This window comes from Micromonospora sp. WMMB482 (genome assembly GCF_019038635.1).
Taxonomy (GTDB): Bacteria; Actinomycetota; Actinomycetes; order Mycobacteriales; family Micromonosporaceae; genus Micromonospora; species Micromonospora marina.
Genome location: NZ_JAHOPD010000020.1, coordinates 6,306,189 through 6,322,794 on the forward strand (window position 1 = coordinate 6,306,189; position 16,606 = coordinate 6,322,794).

Consider the following 16,606-nt stretch of genomic DNA (forward strand, 5'->3'; position numbering starts at 1 on the left):
GCGCCTGCGCGGCCCGAACCGCAGGCTCCCACCGTGCCGGCCGCCGAACCGGCGACGCCCGGCCACGAGCGGTGGGTCGGCTCGACCGAGGTGCTGTGCTTCCTGCTCATTCTCGTCGGCGTGCTGCACCGGCAGATCGCGGCCCTGGTCACCGATCCGCGGCTGCAGACCTGGCTGACCGTCTTCGTGTCGGTGATGGTGCAGGCGGTGCCGTTCCTCGTCTTCGGCGTGGTGCTCTCCGCCGTCATCGCGGTGTTCGTGCCCCGCTCGTTCTGGGCGCGGGCCCTGCCCCGCCATCCCGCGCTCGCGGTTCCGGTGGCGGGCATGGCCGGAGTGGTGCTGCCCGGCTGCGAGTGCGGGTCGGTGCCGATCGCGGGGTCGCTGATCCGTCGCGGTGTCACCCCCGCCGCCGCGCTGGCGTTCCTGCTCGCCGCGCCGGCGATCAATCCGATCGTGCTCACCGCCACCGCCGTCGCGTTTCCCCGCAACCCGGAGATGGTCGCCGCCCGCGGCGGCGCCAGCCTCCTGGTCGCGCTGCTGATGGGCTGGCTGTGGCTGCGGCTGGGCCGCGCCGATCTGATCCGCCTGCCGCATCGTGCCCACCTCGACGGGCTACCCCGGATGGCCGCGTTCTGGACGGCCTGCCGGCACGACGTGGTCCACGCGGGCGGATTCCTGGTCGTCGGCGCCATGGCGGCGGCGACGATCAACGTGGTCGTACCGCAGCAGTTCCTGCACGATCTCGCGGCCCGGCCGGTGCTGTCGGTCCTCGCCCTCGCCGCCCTCGCGGTGCTGCTGTCCATCTGCTCCGAGGCCGACGCGTTCGTCGCCGCCTCGCTGTCCCAGTTCTCCCTGACCGCCCGGCTGGCCTTCCTCGTGGTCGGTCCGATGGTCGACCTCAAGCTGATATCCATGCAGGCCGGCATCTTCGGTAGGCGGTTCGCCGTCCGGTTCGCCCCGGCCACCTTCGCCCTCGCCGTGCTCGTCGCGGCCGGAGTCGGGACGGTGATCTGGTGAGTCGCGGAACGCAGGCGGTGGTACTGGTCTTCCTCGGCGGCGCGATCCTGCGCGCCAGCCTCACCGACCTCTACCTGCGCTACGTCAAGCAGGGACTGCGTCCGTTCCTCATCGCCGCCGGTCTGCTGCTGGTCATCACCGCGCTGGTGGCGCTCGTGCAGGAGGTGCGTCATCTGAACCGGCCCGAGGGTCAGCCGGACGACGACGGCCACGGCCACGGCCGTTCCGGTCCCGCCGTCGGTTGGCTGCTGCTGCTTCCGGCGCTCGCGCTGCTCTTCGTCGTGCCGCCGGCGCTCGGCGCCGACACCGTTGCCCGCGCCGGTTCCGCCCTGACCGACGACCGGGACATCGCCTTCCCGCCCCTGCCGCCCGGCGACCCGGCCGAGTTGTCCCTTCTCGAGTACGGGTACCGAGCCGTCTACGACCACGGCCGCACGCTGCAGGGCCGGCGCATCCAGCTGACCGGGTTCCTCGCCCCCGGTCCGGACGGTGAGCCCATGCTCGCCCGCATCATGCTGTCCTGCTGTGCCGCCGACGGGATCCCCGTCAAGGTCGGCCTGCGCGGCGACGTGCCCGAAGGGCCGTCGAACACCTGGATACGCGCCACCGGCCGGTGGATCCCGCACACCGCCAAGGATCCCGTCAACGACGCCGACCTCCCCTACTTCCACGTGGAGACCTGGGAGAAGATCCCCGCGCCCGCCGAGCCGTACGAGTAGCCGCGACGGTTGCACGAGTGCTGATATCAGCATCTGACAGCTAGACGACGCTATTGCACATGACTACCGTTGCGCTTACTTCGAGGAGCGCAAGGAGCGGTCGAGCATGCGCAGAGTTCCGCGCCACCCCGTTCCGGCGGTGTCGTGACCCCCGAGACCGGCAGCGTCGAGGAGATCAGTGAGCTCCTGCGCACCATCGCCCACCCGACACGCCTTCGGATCCTGCGGCACCTCATGGAGGGTGATGCCTGCGTCACGGAGCTGAGCGCCAAGCTGGACGTTCCCATGCCCTACGTGTCGCATCAGTTGCGGCTGCTCCGCAACGCCCACCTCGTGCGCCGTTACCGCGGCGGCGGCCGCATGTACTACGGACTCACCAGCGTACCGGGCGTCGCTCTCGTGCTGGAGGTACTGAGGTTCTGCCCTGCCCCTGACGGCGGCGATGCGGCTGCACGCGCCCAACGCCGGTGAACGCCGGCGTGCCGAGTTCTGCCGGCGGCCGGCGCGGAGCCAGGTGGGCGGGGCTCCGCGCCGGCCGGGATCACTGTTCGGCGGCGTCCCTACCGCAGGGAACCGCCGAACAGTGGACGGACATCAGGCGCGTCAGGGCAGCACCTCGAACGTGAACGTCTTCGGGCCCGAGGTGATGGTGCTGCCGGTGGCGGCGAGCTTGCCGGTCACCTCGAAGGTGACAGCGTAGGTGCCGGCGGCGTCGAAGCCCCAGTTGGCATGGGCGTGAGTGTTGCGGTTGACGTTCAGGCTGTCCGGCAGTCCGTTGCCGCTGTCGAACAGCACGCTCGGGGCGCCACCGGAGACGGTGTAGATGCTGAAGCCCGCCGGCCCGGACACACCGGTGAGCTTGAAGGTGACGCGGTTGTTCTGAAAGACGCCGGTGGGCACCTCGGTGGTGTTCCAGCCGGCCCAGAGCAGCCCGGCCGTGTTGGACTGCGGCAGCACCCAGGCCTGGCCGCCGGTGCCGAGGAAGGCCCAGGCCGAGCCGCCCGGCACGCTGACCTTGGCCGTGTTCGGCACCCGGAAGAGCACGTCGGCGGGGTTGCGCTCGACGTCGGTGGGGCCGGTGCCGTCCAGGACGGCGACGGTGAGCGCGCCGGCGGCGTAGTCGACGTCGATGACGTCGACGTGGCCGCTGGTGAGCACGAGCGGCGCGGCGGCGACGGGCGTGGTGGTGCCGGCGAGCAGTGCGGCGGTCAGGACCAGACCGCCGAGAAGACGGTTGCGGATGCGCATCGCGCTCACGCCTTCACGACGAAACGCAGCGTGGCGGGTGCGGAGGTGACCTGCTGGCCGGTGGCGGCCAGGGTGCCGGTGGCCCGGACGGTCACGCAGTAGGTGCCGGCCTTGTCGAACGCCCAGTTGGCGTGCGTGTGGTCCCCTGCGGCCAGGGGCAGGGCGTCGGGAAGGCCGTCGCCACTGTCGGCCAGGATGCTCGGCTGGCCTACGGCGTTCTCGGTGTAGATGGCGAGCTGGCCCGGGCCGGTGACCGACCGGACGGAGAGCGTCAGCGAATCGCCGGTGAAAACGCCGGCCTCGATATCCTCGGCGGCGATGCCCGGCCAGATCAGATTCTCGTTCTGGATCTCCGGCAGGATCCAGACCTTGGACACGCCCGGCGTGCCGAGGAACGCGAAGGCGGGGTCGGCGGGAACGGTGACCTTGGCCTGGCGCTTGACGACCAGCTTGACCTCGTCGGCGCCGTACTCGATGTCGTTGTCCTCGTCGTGGACGCCGATCTCCAGCGAGCCGTCCTCGTAGGCGACGTCGACGACGTCGAGGTGGCCGGCCTTGAACGTCACGACCGACGCGGTGGCGGCCTGCGCGGGCAGTGCCGTCGCGACCAGCGCTACGCCCAGGACACCCGACGCCAGCAGGTGACGCACGGTGCTACGCACGTAGAAACTCCTCTCACGACGGTCCTCGGTGGACCATCAGTTATTGGAAATGATAGTCGTTTTAGTTTGATGAGGAAAGGTGTCGCGCCCGACTGATCGGCGGCCCCTGGTCACCAGGCCGTGTCGCGGGGCGAACAGCCATGCGGTGAGGAAGACCGCGGTGGCGACCAGGACGATGGTGCCGCCGACCGGCGTGTCGTAGCTCCAGGACAGGTACAGCCCGACCAGCGCCGACGAGCCGCCGATCAGCGGAGCGAGCAGCATCATCACGGCGAGCCGATCGGTGAGCAGGCGGGCCGCCGCGGCGGGGGTGATCAGCAGCGCCAGGACGAGGATGTTGCCGATGGTCTGCAGGGAGATCACCACGGCCAGCGTCACCAGGACGTAGAGCGCGATGTCGAGCCAGAAGACCGGAAGCCCCATGGAGCGCGACATCTCCCGGTCCAGGCAGACCGCGACGAACTCCTTGTGCAGCGCCAGCACCAGGCCGAGGATGACCAGACCCGTGCCGCCGACGACGTACAGGTCCCGGTCCGGGATGCCGGTGATCGAGCCGAACAGGAACTGCTGCAACGATCCGGCGTAGCCGGGCGCCTGCGAGATGATCACGATGCCGAGAGCGAACGCGGCGACCAGGAAGACGCCGATCAACGAGTCCTCCTTGACGCGCCGGTTCTGCGAGAAGATCGCGATCAGCAGCGCGGTGGCGACGCCGGCGACGGCGCCACCGAGCACCAGGCTGCCCTGCAGCACGAAGGCGACAGCGATGCCGGGAAAGACCGCGTGGGCCACGGCGTCGCCGATGAAGGCCATCCCGCGCAGCACCACATAGCAGCCGACGACGCCGCAGACGATGCTGGACATCACCGCGATCGCCAGTGCCTTGGGCAGGAACGCGAGGTCCGGGTTGAGCAGGTCGGTGAGGAAATCGGTGATCGACATCAGGCCGCCCGCACGAGCTTCAGCAGTGGAGAGGTCGCGCTCACACCGAAGGTCTCCGTCCACAGCGCGGGTTCTTGGAGGTCCGCAGGTCGACCGTCGGCGACGACCCGCCCGTTGAGCAGGATCAGCCGGGTGCAGGAGTCCACCGCGGCGACCAGATCGTGGGTGGTCATCAGCACCGCGTGATCCTCCCGGGCCAGGCTGGTGAACAGCTCGCCCAACAGTTCCTGGGTAGGCATGTCGAGTCCGGTGAACGGCTCGTCGAGCAGCAGGATGCTCGGCGCGAGCGCGAGCGCCCGCGCGACCAGGACGCGTTGGCGTTGCCCACCGGACAGTTCACCGGCGGGCCGGCGGCGCAGGCCGGTGAGCTGCACCCGGTCGAGCGCGTCGCCGACCGCACGCCAGTCGGCCACACCGGGACGGCGGAGCGGACCGATCCGTCCGGTGCGCCCGCTCATCACCGCCTGTTCCACCGAGATCGGGAAGTCCCAGTTGAACTCGTGACGCTGGGGGACGTACCCGATCCCCGACCGTCCGGGGCGGGTCGGTTCACCCTCCACCAGCACCCGGCCGCCGCGGGTGCGGATCAGGGCCAGGACGGCACGCAGCAGGGTGGTCTTGCCGGCGCCGTTGGGCCCGAGCAGTCCCACCAGTTCGCCGCGATCCAGGTGCAGTGTGACGTCCCGCAGGACCGGCCGGCCGCCGAGATCCACGTCCAGCCCTTCGATCTCCAGTGCTCTCACCGCCGGCCCTCCGGCGAGGCGACGACGCGTTCCCGCTCGGCCCGCCGTCGGGCGCCACGTCCGCGCAGCAACAGGACGACCAGGCCGGCAGCGAGCGCGACCGCCGTCCCGGCCAGCGCCGCGATCAGCAGCGTCGGCGAGCCGCCGGCCCGATCGCCGGCTCCGGCCGGGTCCTCGGCGGGCTGCTCCTGACCGGCGGGTACGGGCGTGTCCGCCTCGGCGGCGAAGGCGTCGTCGGCGCTGGTGGCGTCGCCCACCGCGAAACGCAGCGTGCCGGTCGCCGACACCTTCTTCCCGTCGACAAGGTCGGCCGACACCTGCACCGCCAGCAGGTACACACCCGGGGCGGAGAAGACCCAGTTGGCGTGGGTGTGGGTGTTGACCTCCACCCAGAAGGGTTGGGCCTTCGGCTCGGCGGATCGCCAGAGCGGCTGCGGCGCCGCGAAGTTGCCCGACTGGAGATAGGTCGTGAGCGTCCCCGGGCCACGCACACCGAGCAGGGTCAGGGTGGCACCCCGGTCGACGGTCTGCATCACCCGGGGATCCTGGGTGTTCCACCCCAGCCAGATGACGTTGCGATCCTGGACCTGCGGCACCACGTACGCCCGCTTTCCGGCCTCGATGCCGAGGAAGGCGTACGCCGGGTCGTCCGGCACTGTCTGCAGCGCGGCGTCGGACACCCGGAGCAGGGTCTCGTCGGGGTTCCGCCACACCGGTCGCGCCTGGGTGCCGTCGTGGATCAGCAGCATCCACCGGTTGCCGACGTAGCGAGGCCCGATGTCGATGTGCCCGGTGGTGAGCGTGGTCCGCCCGGTGGCGAGGGGCTGGTCGGCCGCGATCGACTGGCTGAGGTCCGGCGCCGGCTCGGCGGCCCGCGCCGGGGTGGGTGCCGTCGCCAGCACGAGCGACGCCGCGAGCGCCCCTCGCAGGATGACTGTGGTCGCGCGGGTGCGGCGGCGCGCCCGTCCTGGCGTCACTGGTTCCTCCATCACGTGTCCTTGGTCAGGCAGTCGCGCAGCGATTCGGCGTTGAACCGCATCATCTGCGCGTAGGTGGTGACGTCGCCGTCGAACGCGTCGCCGTAGATCGGGCACACCCGCAGGTTCTCCTCGCGGGCCACCTCGGTCAGCGTGGCGGACCGGGCCGCCAGGTTCGGCTCCAGAAAGACAGCGGGTATGCGCAGGTTGCGGATCGTCTCGGTGAGCCGGCGGCGGTCGGCGAGGCTCGGCTCGGCGGCCGGGTTGGGGGTGACGAACCCGGAGATCCGCACCCCGTACGCCTGGCCCAGGTAGGCGAACGCGTCGTGCGTGGTGACGAGGTGACGCCGGGACGGCGGGATCTGCGCGATGGTGTCCCGCACGTACGTGTCGAGCGCCTCCAGTTGCCGGAGGTAGGCCGCGGCGTTCGCCCGGTAGGTCGCCGCCCCCTCGGGGTCGACGCTGATCAGCGTGTCCCGGATGAGCTGGGTGTAGGCCATCGCGTTGCGGACGTTCTGCCACAGGTGCGGGTCGATCTCACCGTGCACGTGCTTGCCGAGAACCGCCTGTGGCAGCTGGTGGACCTGGGTCCCGGGCCGGCCGAGGAACCGGAACCGCCGGTCCCCGGGGACCTCCAGCAGCGCCTTGTTCGGTACCTCGATCACGGTGCGCGCCGGGTCGTACACCCGTTGGGTCGCCTCGCCGCCGCCCTCCGGGTCGGCGAGCAGGTAGAGCCGGCGCTGGTCGAGATCGACTGTGGCGTCGGCGTGGCCGCCGCTGAGCACCTCCGACATGCCCGGCACCGAGTGCGGGTCGACTCCGACGGCGAAGGTGAACGTCTGCTCGCCCATCGGAACCGGCGCCGTCTGCGGGTCGACGGCCAGCCGCGCCCGCATCGTCAGCCGGTAGATGCCCGGCTCGGTGAACGCCCAGCTCATGTGGGTGTGCGCGTCCGGCGGCAGCGTCGCGGTGTCGTCCCGGTAGCCGTTGGCGGGGTCGAACCCGTCGCTCGAGTCGACGGAGAACGACGGATTGCCGAACGACTCGGTGAGGTACGCGAACATCCGCCCCGGCCCGTCCACGGCGGTCGCGCTGACCAGCACCTCCGAGGACCGGTCCGCTCCCTGCCCCGCACCGGTGCCGCGCACCCGCATGCCCAGCCAGATGGTGTCCAGCGAGACGTCCTCGACCAGCGGGATGATCTCCGCCGCGTACTTCACCGCTCCCTCGGCCAGCGAGATGTTCGGCACGCCGTCGCGCAGGTTCGCGTCCAGTGCCTTGATGACGGCCTGTTCCTCCAGGAGCAGGTAGTTGCTGAACGCCACGTCGGCGTAGACGACGTCGCGGATGTCCCGCAGCGACGGCTCGTAGCTGTGCGGGTCGGCGCCGTCGGGCACGAGCGAGGTGACCGCGACCCGGTCGCCGCCGACGTTGCGCGCCAGGTCCCGCAGGATCCCGGTGGTCGTCAACACCTGGATCCGCTGGTCGTGCGCGCTGAGCGCCACGTCCGACCGGCAGCCCCCGGCGAGCATCGCGGCCAGCAGCGGCAGCACGGCGAGCCACCGCGTGCCGCCGCGGTGGCCTGCCGTGCTCGGCACCGCCGTCACCGGGTCCGGAGCGCGGCGCGCCGACGGGCCAGCAGCATCAGCAGAGCGCCGATCACTACCAGGAGGACGCCGACCGCCACCGCCGGCAACACCCAGCCCGCGCCGGTGCGCGGAAGCGGACCGCCGTCTCCCGGGTCCGCGCCTCCGTCGCCGTTCCCACCGCCTCCGGAGCCGGTTCCGGCGCCAGAGCCGAACCCGGTGTTCGGGTCGGTGCTGTCGCCGACGGCGACCGTGAGCGTCTTCGTGTCGCTGACCGCCTTGCCCGCCTTGGTGGTGCCGCTCATCTGCACCGCCAGGCGGTACAGACCGGGCTTGCCGAACGCCCAGTTGCCGTGCGTGTGGGTGTTGAGCGGGATGTCCAGCTTCTGCGGGAACGGCTTGGTGGTGTCGAACAGCACGTTCTCGCTGCCGAACGAGCCGGTCAGGAAGAGAGCGAACCGGCCGGGGCCGTTGACTCCCTTCAGCGTCCAGGTGACGTTGCCCTTGACACCCGACACGACGGATTCGTGCTGGGTGTTCCACCCCGGCCAGACGAGACCCGCCTGCTGGGTCTGCGGGAGCAGCCACACCGTGTCGCCCTGCTTGCCGAGGAAGTCGGCGCCGGCGGGCACCGTGATCCTCGCCTTGTCCTTGGCGTGCAGGACCACGTCGGCGGTCTCCCGCCAGACCGGAGGACTGCTGCGGTCGTCCTTGATCCGGATGGTCCAGGAGTCGCCGTTGAGCTGCGGGCCCATGTCGACGTGCCCGTCACTGATCACCTGACGGCCCGTGGCGGGGGCGGCCGCCGCCCGCGGCGCGGCGGCGGGCTTCGGCGCGGCGGCGGCGGGCTTCGGCGCGGCGGCGGCGGGCTTCGGCGCGGCGGCGGCCGCCTTCGGCGCGGCGAGGGCCCGCGCGTTCGGCTGCACGGCCGGCTCCAGCGGCGCGGGCGTCGACTGGCCGGCCGGGGCGATCGTCGGCACCTTCACCCGGTACGTCGCCTCGGCCCGTGCCGTCCCGCCCGAAAGCAGGACGGCCGACGCGGTCAGCGTGAGCCGGTATTCACCGGCGGCGTCGAAGGCCCAGACCACGCCACCGGTACGCGTGCCGGCGGGCAGCCGCGTCGAGTCCGGTACGCCCGGACCGTTGCCGAACAGCGGGGTCGCCGCGCCCAGGCCGGACAGGGTGTAGGCGGTGAACGTTCCCGGCCCGTCGACCGAGCGCAGCGCGAGGGTCACCCGGCCGTCGGCGACGGCCCCGGGGCGTACCCCGGTGGTGTCCAGGGCGGGAAAGCCGGTGTCACCCGCGGACAGTGCCCACACCGGGTGGCCCGCCCGTCCGAGGAAGGCGAAGGCCGGTTCGTCCGGCACCCGGCCGGCCAGCCCGCCGTCCGGGCCAAGCACCACCTCGGCCGGGTCGTGCCCGGCCGCCCGCGCGTCACCGCGGAAGCGCAGCGACATCGTGTCACCGTCGAGACCGACGGAGACCAGGTCGGCGCCGGCGGAGGTGACGGTGGCCGGTTCGGCGTAGGCAGGCGTTGCCGCGGGAGCCAGCGCCAGCACGACGGCAGCCAGGCTCGCGGCGCCGGCACGCATGCTTCTCATCCTCATTGGTCGCTCCCCCAGGCGTAGCCGATTCACGTTTCGTCCTTCCCCGTGCGGTCGATGGCAGGTTGCCGGTTGTCGTGGCCCGGGCCCGGACGGTCGGCGTCCAGGGCCTGGCCGGCCTCCGCGCGGCCCTCCTCCCGGGCGGCGGCCACCGCCCGTGCGTGCTGGGCCGCCCGGCGGCGCCGGGTCGCGATCAGCGCCCACCCGGCGAGGGCGAGCAGGGCGAGCAGGGCCAGCTGCGGCCAGGGCACGGCCCAGACGGCGGTCCGGGCCGTGCTGGCCCGCGGTGGTGGATCGAGGACCTGGTCGCCGACGGCGACCGGTGTGACGGTCGCGTCCGCGGTGAGCCGGAACAGCGGCGGGACACCTAGCATGCGTACGGTGGTGGTCAGCTCGCCGCCGGGCAGGATCTCCGGCAGGGCCGCACCGGTCACGGACCGCCGGGCCTGGCCGAACGGCCCGGCCACGCCGAGCACGGGCTGTCCGGCGAGCCGTACGTTGCCGGTGTTGCGGACGGTGAACGTGGCGGTGACCGTGCCACCGGTCAGCGGATTGAGCGACCCGGTGTGCCGCACCCGGAGATCCTGGATGGTGAGCGTCGGCTGCAGCTCACCGGTCACCCGCAGGTAGATGCGCGCACCGACCCGGTGGTCGACGGCGACCCGGTTGCCCCGCGCGTCGCTCCCCACGTCGGTCAGCGAGGCGACGATCCCTCCGGCGTGGTCTCCCGGGGTGGCGTTGCGCGGCACGGTGAGCGTGAACGGCACGTCCAGGCGGGACGCCGACGGGATGGTCACCGTGCGGCGCGGGAGGCGGACCCAGGAGCCAACGTCGGTGGGCTTCTGACCGGCGGCCAGCAGGTCGAACCCGCCCCGCGTGGTGGTGACCGCGTCGCTGGCGTAGAGGTTCAGGGTGAGCGGGCGGCTGGAGTGGTTCGTGACGCCGACGTAGTCGGTCAGGATGGCGCCCGGGTCGAGCTTGTAGCTGAACGCCGGCCGGCCGTTCGGTCCACGCGCGGTCGACGGAGCCACGCCCCAGGTCGCGGCGGCGGGCGACGGTGCCGGCGACGGCGACGTCCGTTGCGTTGCCGGCGGGCTGGAGGGGGCGGGTGCGGCCAGCGCGGAGGCAGGTGGTGCGGGGACCACACCGAGCAGGCCGATCCCGACGGCGATGGTGGCGAGCAGGCGCATTACGGGGACGGGTCCATTCCTGGAGGTGCGAGGGGAGGTGCGGGGTGGGCGGGTCGCGGCAACGACGCACCCACCCCGCGCGGTCGTCCGGTGGCCGGGCTCACGGCCCGGCCACCGGACGGGTTGGTGCGATCAGATGGCGGTGAGGGTCAGGGTTGCGGTGTAGGTCCCTGCCGCCGTCTCGGTGGGCAGACTCAGCCGCAGGTCCGCGCCGAGCTGTGCGGTACCCCGTCCGGCGCCGTCCGGCGCCGAGCCCAGCACCGCACTGTTGCCGAGACCGCCGCCGGCTCCGACGACGTACGGCGCCACCACCGGGCCGGGCACCACGCCCTGCCCGTCGGCCTGGGCCAGGACACGCGGGGTCCAGCCGAGGTAGCCGGCGCTGAACGTCGCCCCGTCCGGGCCTGCGAAGTCCGCCGGGATCTGTCCGGAGGCGCTCCACCCCGGCTGGCCGGCGCGGGTGTCGGTCACCGTGACCGGCCGCAGCTCACCGTTGCTCTCCCACCGGTCACCGGCGGCGTTGAGCTGCGCGGGCGGCAGCACCACGGCCCGGTCGTCGGGGTTGACGCTGATCACCAGCGAGCCCTGCGTCTCGGCGATCGACGCGGTGATCGTCTGCGAGGCGCCCGGCTCCTGGGGCGGGAACGCCACCCACAGGGTCACCGGCTCGCTGGTCGCCACGACCTCGTGGTCGTCGTCGTAGAGCTTGGCCACGTACTCGCAGGCGTTCAGCTCCCGGGTCGCGGTGAACGAGTAACTCGCGCCCGCCTCGCCCGAGATGATGCTCCAGTCGGCCGCGTCCGGACACTTGCTGAACCAGTGGTAGTGGTCCAGCTCGGTCTGCGGCGTCTGCACCGCGGTGAGCGTGACCGTGTCGTTGGGCTGGTACTCGTCCGCCATCCCGCTGACCGACAGGCTGACATCCGGCCCATCGCCGGGCAGCTCGCCGACGACGAACGAGTAGTCGACCGCCCCGGTGCTGACCGTGGTGCCGTTGGTCAGCGTCGCGTCGGCCTGGAACTTCAGCGTGTAGTTGCCCAGCGCGCTGAACGCCCAGTTCGAGTGCGCGTGAGTGTGCACCGGCACGTCGATCGCGTCCGGCAGCCCGTCGTCGGACCGGAACTTGATGATCGGTCCGCCGAACGAGTCCTGGGTGAACAGCGTGACGTCGCCGGGGCCCTCCACGTCGACCAGGCTCAGGCGCACCTTGTCGCCCTCGAACACGCCGGAGTCGAGCGTCGTGGTGTTCCAGCCCGGCCAGAGCAGATCCGGGTCCTGCGTCATCGGCAGCAACCACACCTGCGATCCGGCCGGACCGAGAAACGCGAACCGCGGATCGGCCGGCACGGTCATGGCCGACTCCGGCAACGCCTGGAACGTGACGTCCGCCGGATTCCGCGTCACCGACGGGCTGACCGTGTCGTCGTGCACCTTCAACGACAGCGCACCACCTTCGTAGTGCACGTCGACCGCGTCGGTGTGGCCCTTGGACAGCACCACCTTCTCGGCTGCCGAAGCGGCGGTGGGCGCCAGTGCCGTGCCGGTGACCACCACCGCCCCGGCGAGCAGGGCCGCGAAACCGCGAGCCCTCAATGTCGCATTCATACCTCCCCTTTCCACGCCGCGCGCGTGCGCGCGCGGTGGTACACGTCGCCCGGTGCGGGCGGCAGCCGGCGCGGGGCGGTGGCCCGCACCAGACCGGTGACGGCGACCGTCACCAGGACGCCTTGCGGACCCCTGGCAGCTCGCCACGCAGGGCCAACTCCCGGAACCGGACCCGGGACAGCCCGAAGCGGGTCAACACGCCTCGCGGACGGCCGTCGATCTGGTCCCGGGAGCGCAGCCGGACCGGGCTGGAGTCGCGCGGGAGCCGGCCGAGCGAGCGGACCGCGTCAGCGCGTACGACCGGGTCGGTGTCCGGGTGGGCGATCAGCCGCTTCAGCTCCGCCCGGCGGTCGGCATGCCGGGCGACCAGGTCCTCCCGGCGGGCCTGACGGTTGCTCAGGCTCTTCTTCGCCATCAGCGGGCCTCGCGGAACTCGACGTGCCGGCGCACGACCGGGTCGTACTTGCGCAGCACCAGACGGTCCGGGTCGTTGCGGCGGTTCTTGCGGGTGACGTACGTGTAGCCGGTACCGGCGGTGCTGCGCAGCCGCACGATCGGACGGACGTCGGTCTGCTTGGCCATCAGAGCTTCACTCCCCGGGCGCGCATCTCGGCGACGACCTTCTCGATGCCCTTGCGGTCCACCGTCTTCAGCGCCTTGGCGGTCAAGGTCAGCCGCACCCAGCGGCCCTCCGACGGCAGCCAGTAGCGGTGGCTCTGCAGGTTCGGGTTCCACCGGCGACGGGTGCGCCGGTGCGAATGGGAAACGGCGTTGCCGAAGCTCGGCTCCGCCCCGGTGACGTCACAGCGTCGGGACACGACTCAACTCCTCTTGGTTCGATCGAACGGTAACGACAACGGTTTTCGTTTCTACATCAGCCGATCGGACAACGTTCAGCCGGGGTCGTCCACCACCTCGACCGACATGGCGGATCCGAGCCGGTAGCCGACGCCGCGGACGGTGGCGATCACCGGCAGGTCGGCGCCGAGCTTGACCCGCAGGCGCCGCACGTGGACGTCGACGCTCCGGGTGCCGGTGAAAGGGTGTCCCCACACCCGATCGAGCAACTGGTCCCGGGTGAACACCCGTCGGGGATGGTCGGCAAGGTGCCGGAGCAAATCGAACTCGCGTCGGGTGAGAAGGATCTCGCGGCCGTCGCAGTAGACCGTCCGCGCGTGCGGGACGACTCGAAGGAGGTGCCCGTCCCGCGCGGCAGAAGACTCCACCCCACCCTCGGCATGACGGGCGGCGATGCGACCCGCCAGCCGCAGCAGGCGGGTCGCGTCGGCATCGTCAGGTCCCGCCGGGCCCTTCAGCCGGATGGTGACCACCACGCCACCGTCGTCCTCCATCGACACCCCCACCCATCGGTCGTCCATCACGTGCCTATAATGACAACCGTTTTCAACTCGTGTCGAGAGGATTGTGATGTCGACGTCACCGCTCGCACCCGCCGACCCCGGCGCTACGACGGCCGGCACTGGGCCGTCGTTGACCGTGCTCAGCGGCTTCTGGCCGTCCGCGACGTACGCCGTCGCCCGCACGCTGCTGGCGGCGGACCCGGCGCTGGTGCTGGTCCGGCACGATCTCGCCGACCTGGCCGCCGGCACCGTGCACCGCATCGTGCGCGACGCTGCCGGCGTGATCGAGGACGAGCGGATCACCCTGGCGCACGGATGTGTCTCCTGCACGCTGCGGGAGGACGTGCTGCCCACCCTCGCCCGGCTGGCCCGCGCCCAGCCGCACCGCGACCTGCTGCTGATGCTGCCCGAGGTGGTCGAGCCGGAGGCGGTCGCCGCCGTCTGCGCGCACTGCCTCGTCGACGGCGCCCCGATCACCGACCTGATCCGGGTCGACTCCTACGTCACAGTGGTCGACGCCGAGCACCTGCTCGACGGCCTGGCCAGCACGGACGACCTGACCACCCTCGGCATCGCGGCCGCCGACAACGACGACCGGGCGCTGGCCGACGTCGTGGTCCGGCAGATCGAGTTCGCCGACACGCTCGTCCTGTGGGGCGAGTCCCGCGAGGGCGCCTACGACACCAGTCGCCTGTCGGTGCTGCTGCAACGCATGGCGCCGTGGGCGGCGCAGGTCCGCGTCGACGGTGACCTCGTCGATGCCGGCACGTTGACCCGGAATCTTCGCCACACCCACCGGCACCGGCCGGAGACCCCGGGGATCCTGAACCGAGGCCTTCAGGGCTACACCCTCGGCGCGCACGAGCCGGAGTCCGACTGCGGAGTCGTCTCCGCCGTCTTCCGTGCCCGCCGACCGTTCCACCCGCAGCGCCTGCACGACGTCCTCGAAGAGGTCAACGCCGAGATGATCCGCTCACGCGGCTACTTCTGGCTGGCCAGCCAACCTGACACGGTGGTGGCCTGGGAGTTCGCCGGCGGTGGCCTGGCCATGGGTTCCCTCGGGTACTGGCTGGTGAGCCTGCCCGAGCAGCACTGGGAGCACGTCGAGGACCAGCGTCGCCTCGCCGCCGCCCTCGACTGGGATCCCTACTACGGCGACCGGCACCAGCACCTGGTCTTCATCGGCCTCGACATCGACCCCGTCGACCTGCACCGAACTCTCGCCGGATGTCTGCTCACCGACGCCGAACTCGCCGACGGAGAACAGACCTGGCGCACGTATCCCGACCCGTTCGCCGGCTGCTTCCCCCTCGGGGCGGAGGAGCTGACCGACACCGACACCGACACCGACACCGACACCGACACCGAAGGAGCGCAGCCCGCATGAAGCCCGGCATCCACCCCGAGTACCGCCCCGTCGTCTTCCGCGACAAGGGCGCCGACTTTGCCTTCCTCACCCGCTCCACCGCCACCAGCGACCAGACGATCGAGTGGACCGACGGCAACACCTATCCGGTGATCGACGTTCAGATCTCCTCCGCCAGCCACCCCTTCTGGACTGGGAAGCAGCGCCTGCTCGACACCGCCGGCCGCGTCGAGAAGTTCCGCCAGAAGTACGCTCGCCGGGGATCCCAGCAGTCGTGACGACCGAGGCGCGTATCGACTGGGCGGCGCACAAGACGCGCCTCGTCGACGCCGCCACCGCCGATCGGGCCTGGTACCAGGCTGTCGCCCGCGAGCTGGTCGCCCCCGGCGACCGGCTCGCGGTCGACGTCGGCTGCGGTGGCGCCGGCATGGCCCTCGCCCTGGCCCGACACATGACCTGTGGCCGGGTCCTCGCCGTCGACGCCGAACCGGCGATCGTGGACGTTGCCCGCGCGCGGATCTACGACGAGTGGGCGGACCCGCGCGTCCGCGTCGACGTCGCACTCGTCGACATCGATGACGTCGACAGCCTCGCGGAGACGGTCGGTGGACACGCTGATCTCGTGTGGGCGTCGGCCGTGGTGCACCACCTCGGTGACCAGCAACGCGGCATCAATGCCCTGGCGGCTCTGCTGGCTCAGGGCGGGCGGCTGGCACTCGCCGAGGGTGGTCTTCCCGCCCGCCACCTGCCCTGGGACCTCGGAGTCGGTGACCCCGGGCTGGAGCTGCGCCTGCACACCGCCGAGGACCGATGGTTCGCCGGCATGCGAGCCGCGCTCCCCGGCGGCCGACCCATGCCCTACGGCTGGGACGAGGCATTGCGCCGTGCCGGCCTGGATCCGGCCACGACCGCCACCGCCCTGTCCGAGTTGGCCCCGCCGCTTGCCCCGCCCGAGCGGCGCGCCGTCGTGGACCGCCTCGCCGATCGCGTCGGCCGGCTCCGCGGCACCGGCCTGCTCACCACCGCGGACCTGTGCACCTGGGACCGGCTCCTCGATCCGGGCGATCCCGTCTGGCTCGGCAACCGCCGCGACGTGTTCCTCCTCGAGGCGCGCAGTGTCCACGTCGGCCGGCGCGGTTGACCGGCCATGACCGAGACCGTGCCTTCCGCCGACGCGCCTCTGCGGGCAATCGGCGTCCGCACGACCCGGCAACGACAGGCCATCCTCGCCGCGCTGACCGGTCGGACCCACCCGATGACCGCCCAAGCCGTGCACACCGCGCTGGCCGGCGCCGGTCACCGGATCGGCCTGAGTACCGTGTACCGCGCGCTGCACCGGCTCACCGAGGTCGGCCTGCTGCACTCCTTCGAGGTGGGCGGGGAACGCGCCTACCGGCGCTGCCCGGACACGCCGCACCAACACCTGCTCTGCGACGACTGCGGCCTGGTCACCGAATGCCCGCCGCACCTGGTGGAGGCGTGGCTCCGTGAGCTACGGGAGGCCACCGGCTTCACCCCGCACGCTGACCGGATCGATCTGCACGGGCACTGCGCGGCCTGCCCCACGTCACCGGAGTCGCCGTAGG

The 16,606-nt window shown here is 71.8% G+C and carries 20 protein-coding genes; 7 read left to right on the forward strand and 13 right to left on the reverse strand.

Annotated features, from left to right (window positions below):
- Positions 1-33 precede the first annotated feature (33 nt).
- The 3 genes from KSK32_RS30525 (at position 34) to KSK32_RS34300 (ending at position 2,207) form a co-directional block, all read left to right on the forward strand.
- Positions 34-1,017 (forward strand): permease, encoded by a 984-nt coding sequence (locus KSK32_RS30525; RefSeq protein WP_216935054.1) that lies wholly within the window; start codon positions 34-36, stop codon positions 1,015-1,017.
- Positions 1,014-1,736 carry a TIGR03943 family protein gene (locus KSK32_RS30530; protein WP_216935056.1) on the forward strand — a complete coding sequence of 241 codons (723 nt, stop codon included), beginning with the start codon at positions 1,014-1,016 and terminating at the stop codon, positions 1,734-1,736. The genes KSK32_RS30525 and KSK32_RS30530 overlap by 4 nt, the downstream gene beginning before the upstream one ends.
- A gap of 144 nt (positions 1,737-1,880) precedes the next feature.
- Positions 1,881-2,207 carry a helix-turn-helix transcriptional regulator gene (locus KSK32_RS34300; protein WP_216935058.1) on the forward strand — a complete coding sequence of 109 codons (327 nt, stop codon included), beginning with the start codon at positions 1,881-1,883 and terminating at the stop codon, positions 2,205-2,207.
- 132 nt (positions 2,208-2,339) lie between these two features.
- On the opposite strand, the gene KSK32_RS30540 is transcribed toward KSK32_RS34300, so the two are convergent.
- The 13 genes from KSK32_RS30540 to KSK32_RS30600 all read right to left on the reverse strand — a co-directional run bounded on the left by KSK32_RS30540 (position 2,340) and on the right by KSK32_RS30600 (position 13,672).
- A complete protein-coding gene (locus KSK32_RS30540; protein ID WP_216935060.1) occupies positions 2,340-2,993 on the reverse strand; it encodes a choice-of-anchor M domain-containing protein in 654 nt (217 codons plus the stop codon).
- The gene (locus KSK32_RS30545) at positions 2,990-3,646 is read right to left on the reverse strand and encodes a choice-of-anchor M domain-containing protein (protein WP_216935061.1); all 657 of its coding nucleotides are present in this window, start codon (positions 3,644-3,646) and stop codon (positions 2,990-2,992) included. Before KSK32_RS30545 ends, KSK32_RS30540 begins: the two co-directional genes overlap by 4 nt.
- Before the next feature lie 36 nt (positions 3,647-3,682).
- Positions 3,683-4,588, reverse strand: coding sequence for an anchored repeat-type ABC transporter permease subunit (locus tag KSK32_RS30550; protein WP_216935063.1), 906 nt, complete (start codon positions 4,586-4,588; stop codon positions 3,683-3,685).
- A complete protein-coding gene (locus KSK32_RS30555; protein WP_374226757.1) occupies positions 4,588-5,301 on the reverse strand; it encodes an anchored repeat-type ABC transporter ATP-binding subunit in 714 nt (237 codons plus the stop codon). Before KSK32_RS30555 ends, KSK32_RS30550 begins: the two co-directional genes overlap by 1 nt.
- 26 nt (positions 5,302-5,327) lie before the next feature.
- Positions 5,328-6,320, reverse strand: a complete 993-nt coding sequence (locus KSK32_RS30560; protein WP_216935067.1) for a choice-of-anchor M domain-containing protein — start codon at positions 6,318-6,320, stop codon at positions 5,328-5,330.
- Positions 6,320-7,840, reverse strand: coding sequence for an anchored repeat ABC transporter, substrate-binding protein (locus tag KSK32_RS30565; RefSeq protein ID WP_216936441.1), 1,521 nt, complete (start codon positions 7,838-7,840; stop codon positions 6,320-6,322). Before KSK32_RS30565 ends, KSK32_RS30560 begins: the two co-directional genes overlap by 1 nt.
- 71 nt (positions 7,841-7,911) lie before the next feature.
- The gene (locus tag KSK32_RS30570; RefSeq protein WP_216935069.1) at positions 7,912-9,486 is read right to left on the reverse strand and encodes a TIGR03773 family transporter-associated surface protein; all 1,575 of its coding nucleotides are present in this window, start codon (positions 9,484-9,486) and stop codon (positions 7,912-7,914) included.
- Positions 9,487-9,527: 41 nt separating this feature from the next.
- On the reverse strand, positions 9,528-10,688 hold the full coding sequence (locus KSK32_RS30575; protein WP_216935071.1) for a WxL protein peptidoglycan domain-containing protein: 1,161 nt from the start codon (positions 10,686-10,688) through the stop codon (positions 9,528-9,530).
- A 132-nt stretch (positions 10,689-10,820) separates the two neighbouring features.
- Positions 10,821-12,293 (reverse strand): choice-of-anchor M domain-containing protein, encoded by a 1,473-nt coding sequence (locus KSK32_RS30580; RefSeq protein ID WP_216935074.1) that lies wholly within the window; start codon positions 12,291-12,293, stop codon positions 10,821-10,823.
- A 109-nt stretch (positions 12,294-12,402) separates the two neighbouring features.
- Complete coding sequence (gene rpsN / locus KSK32_RS30585; protein ID WP_216935076.1) at positions 12,403-12,708, reverse strand: 30S ribosomal protein S14; 306 nt, start codon at positions 12,706-12,708, stop codon at positions 12,403-12,405.
- On the reverse strand, positions 12,708-12,875 hold the full coding sequence (rpmG, locus tag KSK32_RS30590) for a 50S ribosomal protein L33 (RefSeq protein WP_018783846.1): 168 nt from the start codon (positions 12,873-12,875) through the stop codon (positions 12,708-12,710). The genes rpsN and rpmG overlap by 1 nt, the downstream gene beginning before the upstream one ends.
- The gene (rpmB, locus tag KSK32_RS30595) at positions 12,875-13,111 is read right to left on the reverse strand and encodes a 50S ribosomal protein L28 (protein WP_216935083.1); all 237 of its coding nucleotides are present in this window, start codon (positions 13,109-13,111) and stop codon (positions 12,875-12,877) included. The genes rpmG and rpmB overlap by 1 nt, the downstream gene beginning before the upstream one ends.
- 75 nt (positions 13,112-13,186) lie before the next feature.
- Positions 13,187-13,672: a winged helix-turn-helix domain-containing protein gene (locus tag KSK32_RS30600; protein ID WP_216936443.1), complete on the reverse strand. Its 486-nt coding sequence runs from the start codon at positions 13,670-13,672 to the stop codon at positions 13,187-13,189.
- Positions 13,673-13,721: 49 nt separating this feature from the next.
- Between KSK32_RS30600 and KSK32_RS30605 the strand changes: the two genes are divergently transcribed.
- The 4 genes from KSK32_RS30605 to KSK32_RS30620 are packed head-to-tail and all read left to right on the forward strand — an operon-like array spanning position 13,722 to position 16,605.
- Complete coding sequence (locus tag KSK32_RS30605) at positions 13,722-15,041, forward strand: GTP-binding protein (protein WP_216935104.1); 1,320 nt, start codon at positions 13,722-13,724, stop codon at positions 15,039-15,041.
- Entirely contained in the window at positions 15,038-15,298 is a 261-nt protein-coding gene (locus KSK32_RS30610; protein WP_216935106.1) for a type B 50S ribosomal protein L31, read from the forward strand. The genes KSK32_RS30605 and KSK32_RS30610 overlap by 4 nt, the downstream gene beginning before the upstream one ends.
- Positions 15,295-16,161 carry a trans-aconitate 2-methyltransferase gene (locus tag KSK32_RS30615; RefSeq protein WP_216935108.1) on the forward strand — a complete coding sequence of 289 codons (867 nt, stop codon included), beginning with the start codon at positions 15,295-15,297 and terminating at the stop codon, positions 16,159-16,161. Before KSK32_RS30610 ends, KSK32_RS30615 begins: the two co-directional genes overlap by 4 nt.
- 6 nt (positions 16,162-16,167) lie before the next feature.
- Positions 16,168-16,605, forward strand: a complete 438-nt coding sequence (locus KSK32_RS30620; RefSeq protein WP_216935110.1) for a Fur family transcriptional regulator — start codon at positions 16,168-16,170, stop codon at positions 16,603-16,605.
- Position 16,606: the final 1 nt, after the last annotated feature.

Coding starts and splice junctions, on each gene's coding strand:
- KSK32_RS30550 (WP_216935063.1), bottom strand. CDS start 4,588: ATGTCGATCACCGATTTCCTCACCGACCTGCTCAACCCGGACCTCGCG.
- KSK32_RS30560 (WP_216935067.1), bottom strand. CDS start 6,320: ATGGAGGAACCAGTGACGCCAGGACGGGCGCGCCGCCGCACCCGCGCG.
- KSK32_RS30565 (WP_216936441.1), bottom strand. CDS start 7,840: ATGCTCGCCGGGGGCTGCCGGTCGGACGTGGCGCTCAGCGCGCACGAC.
- KSK32_RS30570 (WP_216935069.1), bottom strand. CDS start 9,486: ATGCGTGCCGGCGCCGCGAGCCTGGCTGCCGTCGTGCTGGCGCTGGCT.
- KSK32_RS30575 (WP_216935071.1), bottom strand. CDS start 10,688: ATGCGCCTGCTCGCCACCATCGCCGTCGGGATCGGCCTGCTCGGTGTG.
- KSK32_RS30580 (WP_216935074.1), bottom strand. CDS start 12,293: ATGAATGCGACATTGAGGGCTCGCGGTTTCGCGGCCCTGCTCGCCGGG.
- rpsN (WP_216935076.1), bottom strand. CDS start 12,708: ATGGCGAAGAAGAGCCTGAGCAACCGTCAGGCCCGCCGGGAGGACCTG.
- rpmG (WP_018783846.1), bottom strand. CDS start 12,875: ATGGCCAAGCAGACCGACGTCCGTCCGATCGTGCGGCTGCGCAGCACC.
- KSK32_RS30600 (WP_216936443.1), bottom strand. CDS start 13,672: ATGGACGACCGATGGGTGGGGGTGTCGATGGAGGACGACGGTGGCGTG.
- KSK32_RS30605 (WP_216935104.1), top strand. CDS start 13,722: ATGTCGACGTCACCGCTCGCACCCGCCGACCCCGGCGCTACGACGGCC.
- KSK32_RS30610 (WP_216935106.1), top strand. CDS start 15,038: ATGAAGCCCGGCATCCACCCCGAGTACCGCCCCGTCGTCTTCCGCGAC.
- KSK32_RS30620 (WP_216935110.1), top strand. CDS start 16,168: ATGACCGAGACCGTGCCTTCCGCCGACGCGCCTCTGCGGGCAATCGGC.